At 69.0% G+C, this 21,188-nt stretch carries 18 protein-coding genes and 1 tRNA gene; 10 read left to right on the top strand and 9 right to left on the bottom strand.

Translation table 11 applies throughout. The features are described 5' to 3' along the window. Window positions 1-22 precede the first annotated feature (22 nt). A tRNA-Pro gene (locus ABLI39_RS14260) sits at window positions 23-99 on the top strand. A gap of 80 nt (window positions 100-179) precedes the next feature. On the opposite strand, the gene ABLI39_RS14255 is transcribed toward ABLI39_RS14260, so the two are convergent. Then, on the bottom strand, window positions 180-1,049 hold the full coding sequence (locus ABLI39_RS14255) for an Fpg/Nei family DNA glycosylase (RefSeq protein WP_349414099.1): 870 nt from the start codon (window positions 1,047-1,049) through the stop codon (window positions 180-182). Window positions 1,050-1,202: 153 nt separating this feature from the next. Between ABLI39_RS14255 and gcvH the strand changes: the two genes are divergently transcribed. The 5 genes from gcvH (at window position 1,203) to ABLI39_RS14230 (ending at window position 4,221) form a co-directional block, all read left to right on the top strand. Then, window positions 1,203-1,589, top strand: a complete 387-nt coding sequence (gene gcvH, locus ABLI39_RS14250; protein WP_349414098.1) for a glycine cleavage system protein GcvH — start codon at window positions 1,203-1,205, stop codon at window positions 1,587-1,589. A gap of 118 nt (window positions 1,590-1,707) precedes the next feature. Then, window positions 1,708-2,181, top strand: coding sequence for an FHA domain-containing protein (locus ABLI39_RS14245; protein WP_146337876.1), 474 nt, complete (start codon window positions 1,708-1,710; stop codon window positions 2,179-2,181). Window positions 2,182-2,204: 23 nt separating this feature from the next. Continuing rightward, complete coding sequence (gene ftsR, locus ABLI39_RS14240; RefSeq protein WP_349414097.1) at window positions 2,205-2,921, top strand: transcriptional regulator FtsR; 717 nt, start codon at window positions 2,205-2,207, stop codon at window positions 2,919-2,921. Further along, on the top strand, window positions 2,921-3,424 hold the full coding sequence (locus ABLI39_RS14235; RefSeq protein WP_349414096.1) for a bifunctional nuclease family protein: 504 nt from the start codon (window positions 2,921-2,923) through the stop codon (window positions 3,422-3,424). Before ftsR ends, ABLI39_RS14235 begins: the two co-directional genes overlap by 1 nt. Before the next feature lie 200 nt (window positions 3,425-3,624). Further along, complete coding sequence (locus ABLI39_RS14230) at window positions 3,625-4,221, top strand: MerR family transcriptional regulator (RefSeq protein ID WP_028275903.1); 597 nt, start codon at window positions 3,625-3,627, stop codon at window positions 4,219-4,221. A gap of 97 nt (window positions 4,222-4,318) precedes the next feature. On the opposite strand, the gene ABLI39_RS14225 is transcribed toward ABLI39_RS14230, so the two are convergent. Continuing rightward, window positions 4,319-5,188 carry a ParA family protein gene (locus ABLI39_RS14225; RefSeq protein ID WP_349414095.1) on the bottom strand — a complete coding sequence of 290 codons (870 nt, stop codon included), beginning with the start codon at window positions 5,186-5,188 and terminating at the stop codon, window positions 4,319-4,321. A gap of 317 nt (window positions 5,189-5,505) precedes the next feature. On the opposite strand from ABLI39_RS14225, the gene ABLI39_RS14220 reads away from it, so the two are divergent. Continuing rightward, complete coding sequence (locus ABLI39_RS14220; protein ID WP_349414094.1) at window positions 5,506-8,901, top strand: pyruvate carboxylase; 3,396 nt, start codon at window positions 5,506-5,508, stop codon at window positions 8,899-8,901. Window positions 8,902-9,099: 198 nt separating this feature from the next. Here the strand turns inward: ABLI39_RS14220 and ABLI39_RS14210 are convergent, their stop codons facing one another. Both ABLI39_RS14210 and ABLI39_RS14205 read right to left on the bottom strand, forming a co-directional pair. Continuing rightward, the gene (locus ABLI39_RS14210; RefSeq protein ID WP_349414093.1) at window positions 9,100-9,681 is read right to left on the bottom strand and encodes a dihydrofolate reductase family protein; all 582 of its coding nucleotides are present in this window, start codon (window positions 9,679-9,681) and stop codon (window positions 9,100-9,102) included. Window positions 9,682-9,831: 150 nt separating this feature from the next. Then, window positions 9,832-11,649 carry an AMP-dependent synthetase/ligase gene (locus ABLI39_RS14205; protein ID WP_349414092.1) on the bottom strand — a complete coding sequence of 606 codons (1,818 nt, stop codon included), beginning with the start codon at window positions 11,647-11,649 and terminating at the stop codon, window positions 9,832-9,834. 187 nt (window positions 11,650-11,836) lie between these two features. On the opposite strand from ABLI39_RS14205, the gene ABLI39_RS14200 reads away from it, so the two are divergent. Beyond that, entirely contained in the window at window positions 11,837-12,925 is a 1,089-nt protein-coding gene (locus ABLI39_RS14200) for an ROK family glucokinase (RefSeq protein ID WP_349414091.1), read from the top strand. A 14-nt stretch (window positions 12,926-12,939) separates the two neighbouring features. Here ABLI39_RS14200 and ABLI39_RS14195 read toward each other — a convergent pair whose 3' ends face one another. Genes ABLI39_RS14195 through ABLI39_RS14185 form a run of 3 tightly spaced genes read right to left on the bottom strand, consistent with a single transcriptional unit; the run spans window position 12,940 to window position 15,099 of the window. Beyond that, window positions 12,940-13,482, bottom strand: coding sequence for a hypothetical protein (locus ABLI39_RS14195; RefSeq protein WP_349414090.1), 543 nt, complete (start codon window positions 13,480-13,482; stop codon window positions 12,940-12,942). Then, window positions 13,475-14,278 carry an alpha/beta hydrolase gene (locus tag ABLI39_RS14190; RefSeq protein ID WP_349414089.1) on the bottom strand — a complete coding sequence of 268 codons (804 nt, stop codon included), beginning with the start codon at window positions 14,276-14,278 and terminating at the stop codon, window positions 13,475-13,477. Before ABLI39_RS14190 ends, ABLI39_RS14195 begins: the two co-directional genes overlap by 8 nt. Continuing rightward, window positions 14,275-15,099: an alpha/beta hydrolase gene (locus ABLI39_RS14185; RefSeq protein ID WP_349414088.1), complete on the bottom strand. Its 825-nt coding sequence runs from the start codon at window positions 15,097-15,099 to the stop codon at window positions 14,275-14,277. Before ABLI39_RS14185 ends, ABLI39_RS14190 begins: the two co-directional genes overlap by 4 nt. 111 nt (window positions 15,100-15,210) lie before the next feature. Between ABLI39_RS14185 and ABLI39_RS14180 the strand changes: the two genes are divergently transcribed. Both ABLI39_RS14180 and ABLI39_RS14175 read left to right on the top strand, forming a co-directional pair. Next, window positions 15,211-15,951, top strand: a complete 741-nt coding sequence (locus ABLI39_RS14180; protein ID WP_349414087.1) for a lysophospholipid acyltransferase family protein — start codon at window positions 15,211-15,213, stop codon at window positions 15,949-15,951. 128 nt (window positions 15,952-16,079) lie between these two features. After that, window positions 16,080-17,453 carry a class II 3-deoxy-7-phosphoheptulonate synthase gene (locus ABLI39_RS14175; protein WP_349414121.1) on the top strand — a complete coding sequence of 458 codons (1,374 nt, stop codon included), beginning with the start codon at window positions 16,080-16,082 and terminating at the stop codon, window positions 17,451-17,453. 81 nt (window positions 17,454-17,534) lie between these two features. On the opposite strand, the gene ABLI39_RS14170 is transcribed toward ABLI39_RS14175, so the two are convergent. Both ABLI39_RS14170 and ABLI39_RS14165 read right to left on the bottom strand, forming a co-directional pair. Then, the gene (locus tag ABLI39_RS14170; protein ID WP_349414086.1) at window positions 17,535-19,655 is read right to left on the bottom strand and encodes a protein kinase domain-containing protein; all 2,121 of its coding nucleotides are present in this window, start codon (window positions 19,653-19,655) and stop codon (window positions 17,535-17,537) included. A 100-nt stretch (window positions 19,656-19,755) separates the two neighbouring features. Next, window positions 19,756-21,156, bottom strand: a complete 1,401-nt coding sequence (locus ABLI39_RS14165; protein WP_349414085.1) for a LysM peptidoglycan-binding domain-containing protein — start codon at window positions 21,154-21,156, stop codon at window positions 19,756-19,758. Window positions 21,157-21,188 lie beyond the last annotated feature (32 nt).

Below are 21,188 nucleotides of genomic sequence, written 5' to 3'. Positions count from 1 at the left end.
GAGCGGAGAACGGCAGAACCAGCGGGCTGTAGCGCAGCTTGGTAGCGCACTTGACTGGGGGTCAAGGGGTCGCAGGTTCAAATCCTGTCAGCCCGACCAACAAGAAAGTACCCCGCCATTCCGGCAACGGAATGGCGGGGTTTTCTGTTTCCCGGGGGTGGGCTGTTTCAGGGAAGCGCCTACTTGAGGAAACGCGACGTCCGCCGGTCCGCGAGGATCTTCCCCTTCGTCTGGCAGCTTGGGCAGTACTGCAGCGCGGTGTCCGCGAACGAAACTTCGCGGACCGTGTCGCCGCAGACCGGACACGCCTCGCCGGTCCGGCCATGGACCCGCATGTGGCTCCGCTTGGCGTCCTTGAGCTCGCTGGGCGGTTTCCCGGCGGCCTCCGCCAGCGCCGTCCCGAGGATGTCGTGGATCGCGTCGTAGAGGCGCTCCACCGCCGCCCGGTCCAGGGAGCTGGCAATGGCGAACGGGGACGTCTTCGCCGCGTGCAGGATCTCGTCGCTATACGCGTTGCCGATGCCGGCGATGACGCCCTGGCTGCGGAGCACACCCTTGATCTGCTGGGAACTGCCCGCCAGGATCCCGGCCAGGGCATCGACGTCGAACCCGGGGCTGAACGGATCCGGGCCGAGCGCCGCGATCCCGGGAACGTCGGCCGGGTCTCGGACCACGTACATCGCCAGGGACTTCTTTGTGCCGGCCTCGGTCAGGTCCAGGTCGAGTGCTCGGTCCCCACCCGAAAACGACAGCCGGGCCGCGATGTGCCCGCCACCTTTCTTCAGCACCGCGCCGGTGGGGGCATCGGTGACCCGGACCCAGCCTGCCCGGGCGAGGTGGAAGACCAGGTGCAGCCCGCCGGCGTCCAGGTCCACGAACTTGCCGTGCCGGCCCACGCCGGTGACGGTCCTGCCTTCCAGGGCGGAGACGGGCGGATCCGCGGTCTTGAGCACCGCGAAGGAGACGATCTGGACCTTGGCCAGGCTGGATCCGCGCAGGCGCGCGTCCAGGAAGTCCGCCAGCGCCGCCACTTCCGGGAGCTCAGGCATGGGCAAATCCCTCCGTAACGGGTGCAGGTGCTGCCATGGCAACATCATGTCAGAGTCCTCCCGGGGCCCGGGCGGATGTGCCTATACTTTCAGCGGCGGCCCGATCGATCGGCCGCCGAAGACCTTGGTGATTGACCCGACGAAAGGCCCGTCATGAGCAACATTCCCGAAGAGCTGTCCTACACCGCCGAACACGAATGGGTCTCCGCGCCGAACGCCGACGGCGTCGTGCGCGTGGGCATCACTGATTTTGCCCAGGACGCCCTCGGGGACGTCGTCTACGCCCAGATGCCGGAGGTCGGCACCGACATCAAGGCCAACGACGTCGTCGGGGAAGTGGAATCCACCAAGAGCGTCAGTGACATTTACGCCCCCGTGAGCGGTGAAGTGGTGGCCCGCAACGAGGCGCTGGACACCGATTCCGCCCTGATCAATTCGGATCCGTACGGCGAGGGCTGGCTGATTGAAATCAAGCTGGCGGAAGCCGACGCGGTGGAGTCGCTGCTCAGTGCATCGGAGTACGAACAGCAGGTAGGCTAATGCCTAAGGTTCCCGGGCTGTGCTACTACGCCGGGAACTGACCACCGGATCTGCCAGGCTTTTCCGGACGCATGCGTTGTTTGCAGGGGGGACACCTGCAACGAATGAGGAGGACTCAATGGTTGGGCACGGACAGAACGACACCGGTGAATACGGCACGGGTGGAGTGAAAGCCTCGGAGACCACGTCGATCCATCTCACCCCCGTGCGCGATGAGCCCACCATCACCCCGAAGGTCTCGAACGAGGAACGGACGGCCATTGAGTCGCTCCCGGCCGGGTCCGCCCTGCTGGTGGCCCACAGCGGCCCCAACTCCGGCGCGCGCTTCCTGCTCGACTCCGACGTGACGACGGCGGGCCGCCACCCGGACGCGGACATCTTCCTCGACGACGTCACGGTTTCACGCCGCCACGTCGAATTCCGCCGCACGGCGCGCAGCTTCGAGGTGGTGGACACCGGGAGCCTGAACGGCACCTACGTCAACCACGACCGTGTCGACAGCGTGGAGCTGAAGTCGGGTAACGAGGTGCAGATCGGCAAGTTCCGGCTCACCTTCTACCTCAGCCCTGCCCGTACCGCAGGCCACGTCTGATATCGGGGTAGTTGCCGGTGGCCATGGCACAAGCCGAACGGCGCGGACCCCAGGTCCTGAACATCGGGGAGGTCCTGGCTCAACTGAGCGACGACTTCCCCTCCATGACTGCGTCGAAAATCAGGTTCCTTGAGGAAAAGGGCCTCATTAATCCGCAACGCACCCCGGCCGGCTACCGGCAGTACTCGGAAGGCGACGTCGAACGGCTCCGCTTTGTGCTGTCGCTGCAGCGGGACCAGTACCTGCCGCTGAAGGTGATCAAGGACTACCTCGACGCGATCGACCGCGGCGAACGCCCGGAGAGCCTGCCGCCGGGGGTGACGGTGTCGCCCCGGATCGTTTCCGAGGAGCTCGCCTCAGAGCTGAACAACCGGGTGCGGCTGCTCAGCGAGGAACAGCTCCGCACCGAGTCCGGGGCCAGCGTCCCGCTGCTCGAGTCCCTGCTCAGCTTCGGCCTGATCGGCCACGTCAACGGAAAGTTCGACGACCACGCCCTGCAGGTGGCCCGCGCCTGCGTGCAGCTGGAAAGCCACGGCCTCGAACCGCGGCACCTGCGGCCCTTCCAGGCCGCCGCCGACCGCGAGTTCGGGCTGGTGGAACGCGCGGTGGCCACGCTGACGTCCCGCAAGGACGCCGCCTCCCAGGCCCGCGCCGCCGAGGCTGCCCGGGAGATCAGCGAACTGTGCCTCTCGCTGCACCGGGCCCTGGTGCAGGACCGCATCTCGAGGATGGACAGCTGATGATTGAGGTGGAAATCGTAGGCGTGCGGATCGAACTGCCGTCCAACCAGCCGCTCGTCCTGCTCAAGGAACTGCACGGTGAGCGCCACGTCCCCATCTGGATCGGCACTCCGGAAGCCAGCGCCATTGCCCTCGCCCAGCAGGGTGTGGTCCCGCCGCGGCCGATGACGCATGACCTGCTCGTCGACGTCGTCGAAGCGCTCGGCCACTCGATCGTCAGCGTCAACATCGTGGCGGTGGAAGACAACATCTTCTACGGCCAACTCCAGTTCGAGGACGGCACCACAGTCAGCTCGCGGGCCTCCGACGCCCTGGCCCTCGGCCTGCGCGCGAAGTGCCGGATCTGGTGCGCCGACGCCGTGATGGACGAAGCCGGCGTGCGGATCACCGAACACGACGACGGCGAGGAGGCCCAGCCCGGGCCCGCCGTCGACGAAGAGGGGGAGCTGCGCCGGTTCCGGGAGTTCCTGGACGACGTCGAACCCGAGGACTTCGCCGGCTGAAACGGCTCAAAGCTTAAAGTCGAGGTCGAAAGTTTCGACACGCCCCGGCAATAGGCCCAAGGTCTTTGACCTTGGCCCCCGGCAGGCCTAACGTCAGAGGTACAAGTTCCCATTGCATACAACAGCCGCGCAAGTCACACTGGACAGTGGCGCGCTGGTGCTGCAAGTTCCCGCGGGAACTCATGACAAGGAGGATCCACGTGAGTCCGAAAGGCGAAGCAGGCGAGCTCAAGCAGGCCTCGACGGCAGGCGTTGCTGTGCCCGCGAGCGGTGCCCAGGGACTGCTCTTCACCGAGGATCTTCCCGTCCTGGACGAGGACGCGGGGTACCGCGGACCGACGGCCTGCAAGGCGGCCGGCATCACCTACCGCCAACTGGACTACTGGGCCCGCACCGGACTCGTTGAGCCCGCCGTGCGCGGCGCCGCAGGGTCCGGTTCGCAGCGGCTCTACGGCTTCCGCGACATCCTGGTCCTCAAGGTCGTCAAGCGGCTCCTCGACACCGGTGTTTCGTTGCAGCAGATCCGCACCGCCGTCGAACACCTCCGGGAACGCGGGGTCGAGGATCTCGCCCAGATCACCCTCATGAGCGACGGCGCCAGCGTCTACGAATGCACCTCGGCGGACGAAGTCATCGACCTGGTCCAGGGCGGCCAGGGTGTCTTCGGCATCGCCGTCGGCCGCGTCTGGCGCGAAGTGGAAGGCAGCCTCGCGGCCCTTCCGAGCGAGCACGCCGCGGACCAGTCGTTCCCCGACGATGAACTCAGCAAGCGCCGCGCGGCCCGCAAGATCGGCTAGCACGGCTCGAAGATTCAACTAAAAACGCGGGGCCACTTGGTGGCCCCGCGTTTTTTCATTTGCCGACGTCCCGGGCCGGGCCCGGGACGTCGTCCCGTCAGCGCTGGCTGCGGTTGCGAACCCGGCCCGCGGAAGCCACGTCCGTGTTGGAGCCGCCCGTGCGCATCAGGTTGGCCAGCAGCGAGTCGAACAGGGCCGCGGCGTTTTTGGCGGAATCGCCGGGCCAGTGGTGGACGGAGTGGGCCGCGCCCTGGATCTGCTGCCAGTTGGCCTGTTCGGGGATGTGCGGGGTCAGCAGCAGTTCACCGAACATGGACTGCATCTCGGCCAGGCGGAAGCTGTGCTCCGCGGAGCCGGTCCGCACCCGGTTGGCCACGATGCCGGCAGGGGAGAGGGCCGGCGCGAATTCCTGCCGGAACAGCTGGATGGCCCGCATGGTGCGCTCGGTGCCCGCGACGGAGAACAGCCCGGGCTCGGCGACCAGGGTGACCTTGTCGCTGGCCGTCCAGGCCATCCGGGTCAGGCCGTTGAGCGAGGGCGGGCAGTCGACCAGGACCAGCTCGTAGTCCCCGGCGCCGGCCAGTACGGCGGAGAGCCGGCGCAGGTCGCGGCGGCCAAGGTCGGGCCGGTCGTAGATGCCGGTGTAGGCGGACCCGACGGCGACGTCCAGGACGGGCGCCGTGCGGTGGCCGGAGCCGCCGTTGGAGGAAGCGAGGCTGGCGTGCTCCACCCAGCCGCTGGGAACCACGTTGTCGGCCAGGTGTGCCCGGCGCGGGGATTTCAGCATCCGGCCGATGTCCAGCTGTTCGTCGGGCCGGACGCCGAGGGCCGTACTGGCATCCGCGTGCGGGTCGAGGTCGACCACGAGGGTTGGGATGCCGGCTGCGAGTGCTGCCGACGCCAGTCCGGTTGTCACGGATGTCTTGCCGACCCCGCCTTTGAGGCTGCTGATGCTGACTACTTGCACTTGAAAAACCAATACCTAACGCCGGTTGCCGAGACTGGGTCATGCCGGCCCGTGCGTTCCTTCGGACCGGGGCGTGCATGCGCCACCCACCACCTCATCATATGTTGACCCGCCGTCGAATCCCGTCTCATCGGACCCGGCGGGCGCCCGGAGGGGGCCCGGACGGCCCGGGAGCACCCGCAACGTCAACGATCTGCCTTCTCCGGCCGAAATGACGCATAATCTTGTGACGGGCGCCACAATGATTTGTGTTTGCGCACGCCGGTCTTAGAAACTGTGACGACTTACCGAACCGCCCGCGATGATGCAGGAGAAGTATGTTTTCCAAGATTCTGGTGGCTAACCGCGGCGAAATCGCGATCCGCGCCTTCCGTGCCAGCTACGAGCTGGGTGCCAAGACCGTTGCCGTGTTCCCGACCGAGGACCGCAACTCCATCCACCGCCAGAAGGCGGATGAGGCATACCTGATCGGCGAGGAGGGCCACCCGGTCCGGGCGTACCTCGACGTCGACGAGGTGGTCCGGGTCGCGAAGGAAGCCGGCGCGGATGCGATCTACCCCGGCTACGGCTTCCTCTCGGAGAACCCCAACCTGGCCCGGGCTGCCGCTGCCGCCGGCATCACCTTCGTCGGGCCCCCGGCGGAGGTCCTCGAACTTGCCGGGAACAAGGTCGCCGCCCTCGAGGCGGCCCGCAAAGCCGGGGTCCCGGTGCTCAAGTCCAGCAAACCGTCCAAGGACGTTGACGAACTCATCGCCGCAGCTGACGAGATCGGCTTCCCCATCTTCGCCAAGGCCGTCGCCGGCGGCGGTGGCCGCGGCATGCGCCGGGTCGACACCCGGGAGGCCCTGCCCGAGGCCCTGCAGGCCGCGATGCGCGAGGCCGACGCCGCCTTCGGCGACCCCACCATGTTCCTGGAGCAGGCCGTGCTGCGGCCGCGGCACATCGAAGTGCAGATCCTCGCCGACGCCGAGGGCAACGTGATGCACCTCTTCGAGCGCGACTGCTCCATCCAGCGCCGCCATCAGAAGGTCATCGAGATCGCGCCGGCACCCAACCTCGACGAAGGCATCCGGCAGGCCCTGTACCGGGACGCCGTGAAATTCGCCAAGGCCCTGAACTACGTCAACGCCGGCACCGTGGAGTTCCTCGTCGACACCGTCGGCGAGCGGGCCGGCCAGCACGTCTTTATCGAGATGAACCCCCGCATCCAGGTCGAGCACACGGTCACCGAGGAAGTCACCGACGTCGACCTCGTCCAGGCCCAACTGCGCATCGCCTCGGGGGAGACCCTCGCGGACCTGGGCCTCTCGCAGGAGACCGTCAAGCTCAACGGCGCCGCGCTGCAGTCGCGCATCACCACCGAGGACCCGGCCAACGGCTTCCGCCCCGACGTCGGAAAGATCACCGGCTACCGCTCCGCCGGCGGCGCCGGCGTCCGGCTCGACGGCGGCACCGTGTACTCCGGCGCCGAAATCAGCCCGCACTTCGACTCGATGCTGGTCAAACTGACCTGCCGCGGCCGCGACTACCCCACCGCCGTCGCCCGCGCCCGGCGCGCCCTCGCCGAGTTCCGCATCCGCGGCGTCTCCACCAACATCTCCTTCCTGCAGGCCGTCCTGGACGACCCGGACTTCGTCGCCGGCGACGTGGCCACCTCGTTCATCGACGAGCGCCCCGAACTGCTCAAGGCCCGCGTCTCCGCGGACCGGGGCACCAAACTGCTGACCTGGCTCGCCGACGTCACCGTCAACAAGCCCAACGGCGAGCTCACCGTCCACACCGACCCGGCGGACAAGCTGCCCGCACTGCCGGACGGCGAAGCCGCCGCAGGCTCGCGCCAGCGGCTGCTTGAGCTTGGCCCGGAGGGCTTCGCAAAGGCGCTCCGCGGCCAGAACGCCGTCGCCGTCACGGACACGACCTTCCGCGACGCGCACCAGTCCCTGCTCGCCACCCGGGTCCGCACCCGGGACCTGGCGGCAGCCGGGCCGGCGGTGTCCCGGATGCTCCCGGAACTGCTCTCCGTCGAGGCCTGGGGCGGCGCGACCTACGACGTCGCACTGCGCTTCCTGGGCGAGGATCCCTGGGACCGCCTGGCGGCGCTGCGCAAGGTGCTGCCGAACATCTGCCTGCAGATGCTGCTCCGCGGCCGCAACACCGTCGGCTACACCCCGTACCCCGAAGAGGTGACGGTTGCGTTCGTCAACGAGGCCGCCGCGGCGGGCATCGACATCTTCCGCATCTTCGACGCCCTCAACGACGTCAACCAGATGGCGCCCGCAATCCGCGCCGTGCGCGAGACCGGCACCGCCGTCGCCGAGGTGGCGCTGTGCTACACCGCTGACATGCTCGACCCGGACGAGAAGCTGTACACGCTGGACTACTACCTGGAGCTCGCGCAGAAGATCGTCGACGCCGGCGCGCACATCATCGCGATCAAGGACATGGCGGGGCTGCTCCGCCCCGCAGCCGCCGCGCGCCTCGTGACGGCCCTGCGGGAGAAGTTCGACCTGCCGGTCCACCTGCACACCCACGACACCGCCGGCGGCCAGCTGGCGACCCTGCTGGCGGCCGTGGACGCCGGCGTGGACGCCGTGGACGTGGCATCGGCCTCCCTGGCCGGCACCACCAGCCAGGTCTCCGCCTCCGCCCTGGTCGCGGCGCTGGCGCACACCCCGCGCGACACCGGGCTGAGCCTGGCCAATGTCTGCGCCCTGGAGCCCTACTGGGAGGCCGTGCGCCGCGTCTATGCCCCCTTCGAGTCGGGCCTGCCCGGTCCCACCGGCCGGGTCTACCAGCACGAGATCCCCGGCGGCCAGCTCTCCAACCTGCGCCAGCAGGCCATCGCGCTTGGGCTTGGCGAGCGCTTCGAGGCGATCGAGGACATGTACACCGCGGCCGACCGCATCCTGGGCCGGCTCGTGAAGGTCACCCCGTCCTCCAAGGTGGTGGGCGACCTCGCCCTGCACCTGGTGGGCCTCAACGCCGACCCGGCGGACTTCAACGAGAACCCGCAAAAGTACGACGTCCCGGACTCGGTGATCGGCTTCCTCTCCGGCGAACTGGGCGACCCGCCCGGCGGCTGGCCCGAGCCGTTCCGGACCAAGGCCCTGCAGGGGCGCAGCGTGAAGGTCCGCGATGTTGAACTGAGCGCCGAGGACAGCGCGGCGCTCAAGGCCGACTCCAAGACGGTGCAGCAGACCCTCAACCGGCTGCTCTTCGCCGGCCCCACCAAGGACTACCAAAAGAGCGTTGAGGCGTACGGCAACCTCTCGGTGCTGGACACCCGCGACTACCTCTTCGGGCTCCAGCGCGGCGCGGAACACGAGATCGAGCTGGAGAAGGGCGTGCGCCTGATTGCGTCGCTGGAAGCCGTCTCCGAGCCGGACGAAAAGGGCATGCGCACCGTGATGTGCACCCTGAACGGCCAGTCCCGGCCGGTGGTGGTCCGCGACCGTTCCGTGGTCAGCAACGTCAAGGCGGCCGAACGGGCCGACACCTCGCAGCCGGGCCAGGTCGCCGCGCCGTTCGCCGGCGCCGTCACCCTGACGGTCAAGGCCGGCGACACAGTCAAAGCCGGGGACACCGTCGCGACCATCGAGGCGATGAAGATGGAAGCCTCCATCACGACGCCGGTGGCCGGCACCGTCTCACGCCTCGCCGTCGGCGCGGTTGAACAGGTCCAGGGCGGGGACCTGCTGCTGGTCGTGGAATAGCGGGCCGGCGCACGGCGGGCCAGGTGCCCGCCGTGCGCCCGCCGGATCGGTCAGGCCCCCGGATCTCTCAGCGGCGAACCCGGTAGCGCAGGTGGAGCACCCGGTTGCCCTGGATCACCGCGTCGGGATCCTCCAACAGCTGNGGTGGGTTGTTTCCCTCCCTTCCCCCCCGCCGGATCGGTCAGGCCCCCGGATCTCTCAGCGGCGAACCCGGTAGCGCAGGTGGAGCACCCGGTTGCCCTGGATCACCGCGTCGGGATCCTCCAACAGCTGCTGGGCGTGGACCGACCCGAAGTAGTTCTTGCCGGACCCGAACACCACGGGTGCGACGTCCATGCGCACCTCATCGACCAGACCCGCCGCGAACACCTGGCCACCGACGTCACCGGCGGCGACCTCCACCAGGCGCTCACCCGCCAGCTCCTGCGCCTTGGCCACGGCTGCCCCGACGCCGTCGACGAAGTAGAACGGCGCCCCCGGGTCCCAGCCCTCCGGCGCCGGCCGGTGCGTCACGACGACCACGTACTCAACCCCGCCCGGAGGCGTCCCGTCCCAGCCGTCCGTCAGGTCGAAGACGTGGCGGCCGACGACGGTGGCCCCGATCTGGTCCCAGTACGGCCTTATGTAGTCGTATGACGTCTGCGAGACCTTCAACACTCCGCTGTCGTCCAACGGCACGTCACCACCGGTCAGCCAGTCGAACAGGAGCCCGGGCTGGTCGTTGCCGTCCGCGATGAAGCCGTCCACCGACACCGAGCTGTACATGACCACCGTGCCCATGGGGCTCTCCTTTGCTTGAGGATGCCCCCAGATTAGCGGCTCTTGCCGGTCCGTGGCAGGTGGATAAAGCACAACGCGGGGCCAGCTACGGCCCGTCCGGTGACCCGGGGACGGGCGGCAGCTGACCCCGCGTTGCTGCGGGCCGGCGGCTTACGCGTTGGCGCGCTTCGCCGAGTACATCTCTTCGATCACGTTCTCGAAGTCCTTCATCACCTGGGCGCGCTTGACCTTCATGGACGGCGTGAGGTGCCCGGACGCTTCGGTGAAGTCGGAGGGCACAATCCGGAAGGACTTGATCGCCTCGGCCTGCGAGACGGACTGGTTCGCGCGGTTGATCAGTTCCTGGACGGCCGCGGTCACGGCGGCGTTCGTCGTCGCCTCGGCCCCCGTAGTCGACGCCGGGAGGCCGTGGCGCTGCAGCCAGCCCGGGAGCGCCTCTTCGTCGAGGGTCACCAGGGCACCGATGAAGGGACGGTTGTCGCCGACTACCAGGACCTGGGAGACCAGGGCGTCGGCGCGGATCTGGTCCTCGAGCAGGGCCGGGACGACGTTCTTGCCGCCCGCGGTGACGATGATTTCCTTCTTCCGGCCGGTGATGGTCAGGAAGCCTTGCTCGTCGAGCTGGCCGAGGTCGCCGGTGCGGAACCAGCCGTCAACGAAGGTCTCGGCCGTGAGGTCATCGCGGTTGAAGTAGCCGCGCATGACGCAGACGCCCTTGGCGAGGATTTCGCCGTCGTCGGCGATCTTCACGGCATTGCCGGGGATCGGCGCGCCGACGGTGCCGATCTTGATCAGCGACGGCGTGTTGACCGTGACCGGCGCGGTGGTTTCGGTGAGGCCGTAGCCTTCGAGGATCTGCAGGCCGATGCCCTGGAAGAAGTGGCCGAGCCGTGCGCCGAGCGGGCCGCCGCCGGAGACCGCGTGCGCGACCTGGCCGCCCATGGCGGCGCGGAGCTTGCCGTAGACGAGCCTGTCGAACAGGGCGTGCTTGAGCTTGAGGCCCAGGCCCACCTTGCCGGCCTGCCGCGCCCGCGAGTAGGCGATCGCGGTTTCCGCGGCGCGGTGGAAGATGGCGCCCTTGCCGCCGTCCTCGGCCTTGGTCAGGGCGGAGTTATAGACCTTTTCAAAGACCCGCGGCACCGCGAGGATGAAGGTCGGCTTGTAGCTCTGCAGGTCCGGCAGCAGGTTCTTGATGTCCGGGGTGTGCGCGACGGTCACGCCGGCCGCGACCGCGAGGACCGAGATGAAGCGGGCAAAGACGTGTGCCAGCGGCAGGAACATGATGGTCCGGGCGTGCTCGTGGACGGCCTGGCCGAGCGAGGTGGCGAGCACGTTGTCGGAGAGCTCCACGAAGTTGCCGTGGGTCAGTTCGCAGCCCTTGGGACGCCCGGTGGTGCCCGAGGTGTAGATGATCGTGGCGATATCCGAGAGCGAGGCCTGGCTGCGCCGGGCCTCCAGCTCCTCATCGCTGGTGTTGGTGCCGGCGCCGCGGAGCTCGTCGAGGGCGTCGCCTTCGAGCTGCCAGACGTGCCGCAGGCCGGTCAGCCCCTCCGAGGTCGCCGCCTGCCGGATGATGTCTTCGTGGTGGGCCGACTCGCCAAAGGCAGCCACGGCGCCCGAGTCGCCCAGGTTCCAGGCCACCTGGGAGGGTGAGGAGGTCTCGTAGATCGGGACCGAGACAGCGCCGGCGAACCAGATCGCGAAGTCGATCAGGGCCCACTCGTAGCGGGTGCGAGACATAATGCCGACGCGGTCGCCGGCCGCCACGCCGCTGGCCATCAGGCCCTTGGCGAGCAGGGACACATCGGCCAGGAAATCGGTGGCCCGGATGTCCTGCCACTGCCCGGCGGCGTCGAGCCGGGAGAACAGGGCCGGGTTCGATGCCTTGGCGGCCTGGCGCAGCACCAGGTCTGTGATGTTCGTTTCCGGGGGGACGGTGACCAGGGGCGGGACACTGATTTCTCGCACGATAGCTCCTTTGATATCCATAGACCCGCTAGGGGGTACGACTAACAGTAGTATGTGGCCACCGCGGGGTGTGTTCCACTTCACCTACTGGCGAGTAACTTTACGGTCAAGCCGCGTGCCGGCGCCACTTGCCCCGGCGTCCGGCTGCCCCGGCGCGCCCCTTCGTGCGGGCCTAGAATGGGGAACGATGCTAACTCCAACACCCGGTCCGCAACCCGGTCCGCAACGCAGGACCGCCGCCTGGCGCCCCAGCACACCGGCCCGCCCCGGGTCCGCCCGCGCCGGCCGGCTGCGCGAACACCTGCGCCTCGGGCGCAAGGGCCTGGCGATCGGCGTGGACATCGGCGGCACCAAGGTAGCGGCCGGCGTGGTGGACGCCGAAGGGCGCATCCTCAGCGAGGCCAGGCGGTCCACGCCTGGGAGCGACCCGCGCGCCGTCGAGCAGGTGATCGTCGAGCTCGTGGAGGAACTAAGCCGCGGGCACCGCATCTGGTCGGTCGGGATCGGCGCGGCCGGCTGGATGGACCTCGACGGCGCCACGGTGCTGTTCAGCCCGCATCTGGCCTGGCGCAACGAACCGCTCCGGGACAACCTGCAGCGGCTGATGCGCCGGCCGGTGCTGCTGACCAACGACGCCGACGCCGCCGGCTGGGCGGAATGGCGCTTCGGCGCGGGCCGGGGCGAGAGCCGGCTGGTCTGCATCACGCTCGGCACCGGGATCGGCGGGGCGATGGTGATGGACGGACGGCTGGAACGGGGCCGCTTCGGCGTCGCCGGCGAATTCGGCCACCAGATCATCGTGCCCGGCGGCCACCGCTGCGAGTGCGGCAACCGCGGCTGCTGGGAGCAGTATGCCTCTGGTAACGCGCTCGGACGCGAGGCGCGGGAACTGGCCGATGCTAACTCGCCGGTGGCCCAGGAACTGCTGCGGGCGGTCGACGGCCGGGCCGACCGGATCACCGGCGTGATCGTCACCGAACTGGCCAAGGCCGGCAACGCCACCGCACGGGAACTCCTAGAGGACGTCGGGGAGTGGCTCGGCCTGGGGCTGGCCAACCTGGCCGCGGCCCTGGACCCGGGCACCTTCGTCATCGGCGGCGGCTTGTGCGACGCCGGCGAGCTGCTGGTAGCTCCGGCGCGGAAGGCTTTCGCCCGCAACCTGACCGGCCGCGGCTTCCGTCCGGCGGCCGGGATTGAGCTCGCGGCGCTAGGTCCCAACGCGGGCCTGATCGGCGCCGCGGACCTCTCCCGGGTCAGCAGCCGCATGCACAGCTAGCAGGCCACGTCCGGTTAGACCCTGGCGCCGTCGTCGTGTTCGTCTTTTTCGTGCGGCAGCTTCATGATCAGGAACACCACCGACGCCGCGAAGGCGACCACCATGCCCACCACCGCCAGCAGCGGTGCGGAGCGCCAGAAGATGGCGGACAGGAGCAGCGCGATCGGACCGCCGACGGCTCCCAGCCAGGCCAGCACCGTCATCGGATCCGACGAGGCCAGGCTGGGCGGCTCTTCGGGCACGAAAGCGCCCTCGTCCTCGTCCGCCTCGTAGTCGCGCGGGCCGGGCGGGGCATTCCGGTCGGCGGAGCCCTCGGAATCGCCGCCCGCGGCCGGGCGCGTCCCGGCCGGGGGAGTCAGTTGCTGCGGGACAGAGAGCCCCAGCGGGTCGAAGTCACGGAACGTCCGCGCGGCAGGGGTCTTGCCGCCGGGTCCGGGCAAGGGACCGGAATCGGTGCCCTCGAGCCGGGCCACCAGGTCCCGCCAAACGGCGTCGTCCTCGTTGGCCCCGGAGTCCGGGGAATCCGGGTCGGGGGAGCCGGGGTCGAATCTAGTCATCTGCCGTTTCTTTCTGGCTGGCGCCGGCTGCGCCCGGGGTGTGCCCTTCCACGACGGACCGGATGAATTCGGCCGTGCCGGTGAAGATCCGGGGCGCGTCGTTGTCCATGGTAGCGACGTGGTAGCTGTTTTCCAGCCGGATGACCTCCAACGGGGCGTGGGTCAGGCCACGGCGCAGCGCCGCCAGGCTGGCGTCGGAGACAACATGGTCCACGGTGGAACGGTAGACCCGGACCGGGGTGGTGATGCGCGGCAGCAGCCGCAGGGTGTCTTTGAACATCTTGTTCAGCTCGTGGGCCGCCGCGACCGGGGTCCGCGGATAGGCGCCCTCATCCACGCCGGCTTTGAGGATGTCGTTGGCGATCGCCGGGGTGGACTTGAGCACGTACTTCAGGATCCCGGCCAGCGGCGCCCGGGGGTCATCGATCACCAGCCCCGGGTTGACCAGCACCGCCCCGGCCACCGGGCGGGTGGCAGCCAGCCGAAGCGCCAGTGCCCCGCCCATCGAGAGGCCGGCCACAAAAACCTGATCGCACTCGGCGGCCAGTTCCAGATAGGCGGCGTCGAGGCCCGCGTGCCAGTCCTGCCAGCGGGTCCGGGCCAGTTCCTGCCAGCTGGTGCCGTGGCCGGGCAGCAGCGGCATTCGCACGGCGTAGCCGGCCGCGGCCAGGGACTCGGCCCACGCCCGTACCCCGTGCGGACTGCCGGTAAAACCGTGGGAAACCACCACGCCGGTCCCGGGACCTGAGCCGGTGAACGCGCTGCTGAACGGTGAGTGGTCGGGGGCTGTGCTCATGCGTGCTCCGTAGTTGTTGGCCGCCGGCCCCAGGTGGCAGGGGATTGGGCTGCGGGGCGGGACGTGGGTTCCCGGAAGAAGCGGGCCGACTCCGCAAAAATCGTGGGAGCGTCGACGTCGAGCGTGGCCACGTGGCCGCTGCCCGGCAGCGGCACCACGGAGAGCTCCCGCGATCCGAGCCGTTCGCGGAGCAGCGCCAGGGACGTCGGCGGCACCACGGCGTCGGTGTCGGATTTGAACACCAGGGCCGGGACCTCGACGGCGGGCAGTTCACGAAGCGTGGCGTTAAACAGCCTGCGCAGTTCGTGCACGGCAGACAACGGGGTCAGCGAGTAATCCCCGTCCTGGGTGGGTGCCGCCGTCGACTCCGTTTCCCGGAGCGGCACCGTGGTGCGCTGCAGGTACTTGAGCACACCGAGGTAGCGCACCCGGCGGTCGTAGAAGCTGAGACCGGGATTGACGACGGCGACGCCGGCCACCCGGTGGCGCGCCGCGGTCCGCAGGGCGATGGTCCCGCCCATGGACAGCCCGGCGACGAAGCAGCTGTCGGTGCGGGCCGCGAGGTCGAGATACGCGGACTCGAAGGCCTGGTACCAGTCCTGCCAGCGATGCCGGGCGAGGTCCCGCCAGTCGGTGCCGTGGCCAGGCAGCAGCGGGACGGTGACGGCGTGGCCGAGGGCCGCCAGATGTTCGGCCCAGGGCAGGACGCTGAGCGGGCTTCCGGTAAAGCCGTGGCAGATGGCCACCCCGATGCCCGCGTTCGCGCCGTGGCCCGGGTAGCGATAAGCGGCAGGCGCCATTGGAGTGCTGCTTTCGCTCATGAGCCCATCGTGTCACTGTTCGCGACAAAACTCACTAGAGTAGGGTGTCATTGAAGTCCTGGCCGGGCCCGAGGAAGGGCCGGCCAGACGCCTGCCGGAGAGGTTCACCACGTGTTTTATTGGTTCATGAAGACCTTCGTCCTTGGGCCGGTCCTGAAGACGCTGTTCCGGCCGTGGGTCAAGGGACTGGACAATGTTCCGGCCCAGGGCGCCGCGATCCTGGCCTCCAACCACCTCTCCTTCTCCGACTCCATCTTTATGCCGCTGATGGTGCCCCGACCGGTGGTGTTCCTGGCCAAGTCGGAGTACTTCACGGGCAAGGGCATCAAGGGCAAACTCACCGCGGCTTTCTTCCGCCTGACCAACCAGCTGCCGATGGACCGGTCCGGGGGAGCGGCGTCCGCACGCTCGCTTGACGCCGGCATGGACGTGCTGAAGAACGGTTCGCTCCTGGGCATTTACCCGGAGGGCACCCGCAGCCCGGACGCCCGCCTGTACCGCGGCAAGGTCGGGGTGGCGCGTCTGGCGCTGCAGGCCCGGGTCCCGGTGATCCCGGTCGCCATGATCGGCACCGACAAGGTCCAGCCGATCGGCAAGCGGATGCCCAACATCCGGCGCATCGGCATGATCTTCGGCGAACCGCTGGACTTCAGCCGCTACTACGGAATGGAGGATGACCGCCTGATCCAGCGCTCCGTCACTGACGAGATCATGTACGAACTGATGCGGCTCTCCGGCCAGGAATACGTCGACGAGTACGCCGCCGTCGTGAAGCTGCGGCTGGCCGGCAAGGCCACCGAGGTGCCGGAGAGCGGCGCCGGCCAGGGGACCGAGACCCCCGGGGCTGTGTGACGGAAGGCCCGCGGTCAATGACGCGGGGCGCCCCCGATAGGGTCCCGGGCGCCTATCCTTAGAAGGTGACTGAGCTATCCGAGCCTTCGACGTCCCCCCTCAACAACTTCCAGCAGGCCGGCCCTGCCCTGGCCGGCACCGCGTTCGCCAGCACGGCCCAAAGCGGCGCCGCGGACTATCCCGGGCTTGACCACTGGCGGGAACTGCCCGCCTCACAACAGCCCAGTTGGTCCGACCCGGCCGTTTTTGAGGCCTCGGTGCAGGAACTCTCGGTGCTCCCGCCGCTGGTTTTCGCCGGCGAGGTGGACATCCTGCGCGAAAGGCTCGCCGCCGCGGCCCAGGGCAAGGCTTTCCTGCTCCAGGGCGGGGACTGCGCGGAGACCTTCGAAGCCGCGACGGCGGACAAGATCAGCGCCCGGGTCAAGACCATCCTGCAGATGGCCGTGGTGCTCACCTACGGCGCGGCCATGCCCGTGATCAAGATGGGACGCATGGCGGGCCAGTTCGCCAAGCCGCGCTCCTCCAACGACGAAACGCGCGACGGCGTGACGCTGCCGGCGTACCGCGGCGACATCGTGAACGGCTACGACTTCACGCCGGAGTCCCGCGCCCACGACGCCGGCCGGATGCTCAAGGCCTACCACACCTCGGCATCGACCCTGAACCTGATCCGCGCGTTCACGCAGGGCGGCTTCGCGGACCTGCGCCTGGTGCACCAGTGGAACAAGGGCTTCACGGAGAACCCGGCGCATGCGCGCTACGAGTCGCTGGCCCGGGACATCGACCGGGCCATCCAGTTCATGGCCTCCTGCGGGGCGGACTTCGAGGCGCTCAAGCGGGTGGAGTTCTACGCGAGCCACGAGGCGCTGCTGCTGGACTATGAGCGCGCCCTGACCCGCATCGATTCGCGCACCGGCCTGCCCTACGACACCTCCGCGCACTTCCTCTGGATCGGGGAGCGCACCCGCGAGCTGGACCACGCGCACGTCGATTTCCTCTCCCGCGTCCGGAACCCGATCGGGGTGAAGCTCGGCCCCTCGACCAGCGGCGACGACGCGCTGCGGCTGATCGACAAGCTTGACCCGAACCGCGAACCGGGCCGGCTGACCTTCATCACCCGGATGGGCGCGGGCAACATCCGCGAGAAGCTGCCCCCCATCGTGGAGCGCGTCACGGCCTCCGGCGCCCAGGTCCTCTGGGTCACCGATCCGATGCACGGCAACACGGTGACCTCACCCAACGGCTACAAGACCCGCAACTTCGACGACGTGATCGACGAGGTGCGCGGTTTCTTCGAGGTGCACCACGGCCTGGGCACCGTCCCGGGCGGCCTGCACGTGGAAATGACCGGCGACGATGTGGCCGAGTGCCTCGGCGGCGCCGACCCGATCGACCAGGACGCCTTCCTGGACCGGTACGAGTCCGTCTGCGATCCGCGCCTGAACCACATGCAGTCCCTCGAGATGGCGTTCCTGGTGGCGGGAGCCCTGTCCAAGCGCTAGGCCGCAGGCTCAGCCCAGACTAATAAGCTCCGCCCCGGCTGGATCCAGCCGGGGCGGAGCTTATTAGGTTTGCGGGAGAAATCAGGTCACGGTGATGGTGACGAGCGAGCCCTCGGGCTGCTGGCCCCTCTTGTCCTGGCCGGCCACGAGGCCCAGCACGGACGAGCCGAAGGTGTAGCTGACCTTCACCTCGAAGCCGGCGTCCTTGAGGGCCTTGACCGCCTCCGCCTCGGGCCTACGGAACACGTCGGGCACCTGGACCAGCTTCGGGCCCTTGGAGATGGTGAGGTTAACCGCGCCGCCCTTCGTGAGGTTCCCGGTGGCGGGGTCCTGGCCGGCGACTTTCCCCTTGGACACCGTCCGGTCGAAGACCGGCTCCGGGGCGACGACGGCCTTGAGGCCGGCCGCTTCGAGCGTCTTGACTGCGGCGTCCTGGTCCTTGCCGCGCACATCGGGGACCGGGATAGGCTGCGGGCCCTTTGAGACGGTCAGTGCCACCGGCGTCCCGTGCTTGGCAGGTGTTCCCTTACCCGGGGCCTGGGCCAGCACGGTACCGGCGGCCGCCGCGTCGTCGTAGCTTTCGGTGACAGGCCCCAGGGACATACCGGCGCCATTGAGGGCCGTCTTTGCTTCATCGAGCGATTTGCCGGCCAGCCCGGGCAGGGGGAACAGCTCGGGGCCCTTGGACACGGCGAGTGAAACGGACTCGAACTTCCGGACCACCTGTCCGGCTTTCGGTTCCGAACCGACCACCAGGCCGGGCGAGACGTCGTCGTCGAAGACGTCCCGGGTGGTCGACTGGAAACCGGCGGTGCGGAGCAGTTGCTGCGCCTCCGCCACGGTTTTGTTGGCCAGTTGTGGAATGGTTCCGGGAGAGCCCGGGCCCATGCCAAAGAACCAGCCGGCCCCGGCGGCGAGCAGGGCCAGGACGGCCAGCAGCAGGATCCAGACCAGGCCGCGGCGGCGGGGGTTGCCCGCCCGCAGGCTGCGGCTGGGCGTTGCCGCCGCACGCTGGCGTGCCTTCTCCTCGTCACGGTCCTGCTTCCGCAGTGCCCGTTTGCTGGCCGGTGCCGCGGCTGCGTCCGCGGGTTCCGCCGCGCTGGCGCCGAATGCGCCGTCGTCCGGGGCCGAGAGCGGTCCGTACGCGCCGGGCCGCGGTGTGCCGGAGAGCACCGTCGTCGGGTGCTGGCCGCCGCGGTTGATGACTTCGGTGGGCTGCTGGATGCCGCCGAGTAGTTCGGTGTGGGCTTCTCCCGTTGCGGCAGCCGCGCCGGACGCGGTGCCGGCGGCTCCCGCCGGTGCTCCGCCCGGCATCGGGGCGGGCCGGGCGGCGGGAGGCCGCAGGTCCAGCTCAGCGTCGCTGAGGTTGGTCCGGATGTGGCGCAGTTCGGCCAGCAGGGCGTTGCCGTCCACCGGACGCTGCTCCGGGTCATTGGCGGTGCACCACTGCACCAGCTCGTCGAGTTCCCCGGCCAGGCCGGGGACCAGCTCCGAGGGTGCGCCGACGCTGGAGTTCACGTGCTGGTAAGCGACCTGGATTGGGACTTCGCCGTCGAACGGCTGCCGGCCGGTGATCATCTCGTACAGCATGATGCCCAGCGAATAGATGTCGCTGCGCGCGTCGGCCTGCCGGCCCATTACCAGCTCGGGGGAAAGGTAGGCCACGGTGCCGATCAGCGCCCCGGTGCTGGTGGTGGTGGTGATGGCCCGGGCCAGCCCGAAGTCGCCGATCTTGATCCGGCCGTCGTCGGCGATGAGCACGTTCTCCGGTTTGACGTCCCGGTGGATGAGGCCGGCGGCGTGGGCCGCTCCGAGTCCCTCGACGACCGGGTCGATCAGGGCCAGGGCCAGCCGCGGGGTGAGTGCGCCCTTGTCCTTGAGTACGTCGCGCAGTGTGTGGCCCTTGATGTACTCCATCACCAGATAGGCCAGGGGGCCGTCCTCGCCCTGGTCCAGCACGCCCACCACATGAGGGTGCGAGAGCCTCGCGGCAGCCTTGGCTTCGCGGCCCAGCCGGTCCAGGAACTGCGGGTCGCCGGCCATGTGCGGATGCAGGACTTTGAGCGCCACATCCCGCTCCAGCCGGCGGTCGGTGGCGAGGTAGACCGTGGACATCCCGCCGCGGGCCAGCTTGGACCGGATCAGGTACCGGTTGTCCACCAGGGTCCCGACTAGAGCGTCCGATGTGTATTCCTGCACCATTTGATCCTAAGCTCTGCACGGAAACGGGCCCGGATTGACATGCAATCCGGGCCCGTATCGTTACGCGACGGAGGGCTCAGCCCCGCGCGATGCTGGCGGTTTAGCTGAACTGTTTCTGCAGCTTCTTGATCGAGGCCACGTAGACCTTCGTGTCGTCGTACATGCCCCGGGTGTTGACCGAGTACTGGCCCTGGTAGTAGCCGGCGATCGCGTAGTCCAGGTCCTTGCTGGTGCGCACCAGCTGGCGGATGATGGCGACGCCGGCCGTGGCGTTGTCGTACGGGTCCAGCAGGTTCAGCTGCCGGCCGACCAGGTCCGAGGCCCACTGGCCCGAAGAGGGAATCACCTGCATGGTGCCGATCGCGTTGGCGGGGGACACTGAGCGGTGGTCGAAGCTGGACTCCTGGAAGGCGAACGCCATCGCGAGGGAGGGATCCACGCCCATCCGGCGCGCGGTGTCCGCCACGATCTGCTTCATCTGCTCGCGGCTGGGAACCGGCGAGGCGTTGAGCAGAGCCTTGTTCTGGTTGGCCGAGTTGAGGACGGCCGCCGGGTAGCTGAAGCCAAGGAACGTGCTGGGCACCAGCGGGGTCACGGTGGCGGGCGGCTGGCTCGAGGACGGGTTGATGGCGCCGGACGTTGAACCGGGGATCACCAGTTTGTTGCCCGGGTAGATGACGCTGCTCATGGTCAACTGGTTCGCAGAAAGGATGTCAGAGAGCTTGACCCCGTTCCTGGCCGCGATGCCCGAGAGGGTGTCGCCCGACTTCACGGTGTAGGACCCGGAACTGGCCGGGGCCGGTGCCGGGGCGGCCGGAGCCACGGGGGCCGGGGCGCCCGGCGCGGCCACGCCAGCACCGACCTTGATCTGCTGGCCCGGGTAGATCACGGAGCGCATGCTGAGCGCATTCCAGGTAAGGACCTCGGAGAGGCCGACGCCATGGCGGGACGCGATGCCGCCCAGGGTATCGCCGGACTTGACGGTGTAAACCGAGCCGCCGGCCGTTCCCGGGGCCGGGGCCGGAGCGGCGGGTGCGGCGGGAGCCGGCGCCGCTGCAGCGGCCTGGTCAGGTGCGGAGCCGTTGAGCTTGATCTTCTGGCCGGGGTAGATCACGGTGTTGGCCTGCAGGTTGTTCAGCTTGAGGACCGCATAGGTGTCCAGACCGAACTTGCCTGCGATCGCGCTGATCGTGTCGCCGCGGGCGATCGTGTATTCGGACGGTGCGGAGACCTGGGCCGCACGGAAGGCTGCAGGGATGGTTGCCGGGACGGAAGCCGCGGGAATCAGTGCGGAGGTGACCAAGGTGGCGGCCAGCCCCTGGGCCTGGGCCTTCATGGCCGCTGCAAGCGTCGCCGGGATCGCGCGGGGGCGCGGTTCGGCCGCGGCGGGCTGCGCGATCGCCAAAGACGAAAGTACGACGGCGGGCAGCGCCGCCGTCGTCGCCGCGATCAGCGGGAGGCCTGGCCTCGTGGGGGGCTTCGGCGAACGTGACGTCGTCATGGGAAAGATCCTCTTCTCAGCGGCGAACGCTG

Origin of the sequence: Pseudarthrobacter sp. B907 (assembly GCF_040137805.1) — a bacterium.
Classification (GTDB): Bacteria; Actinomycetota; Actinomycetes; order Actinomycetales; family Micrococcaceae; genus Arthrobacter.
The sequence above is the reverse complement of the archived record's forward strand: the minus strand, read 5'-3'. Positions and strand labels throughout refer to the sequence as shown.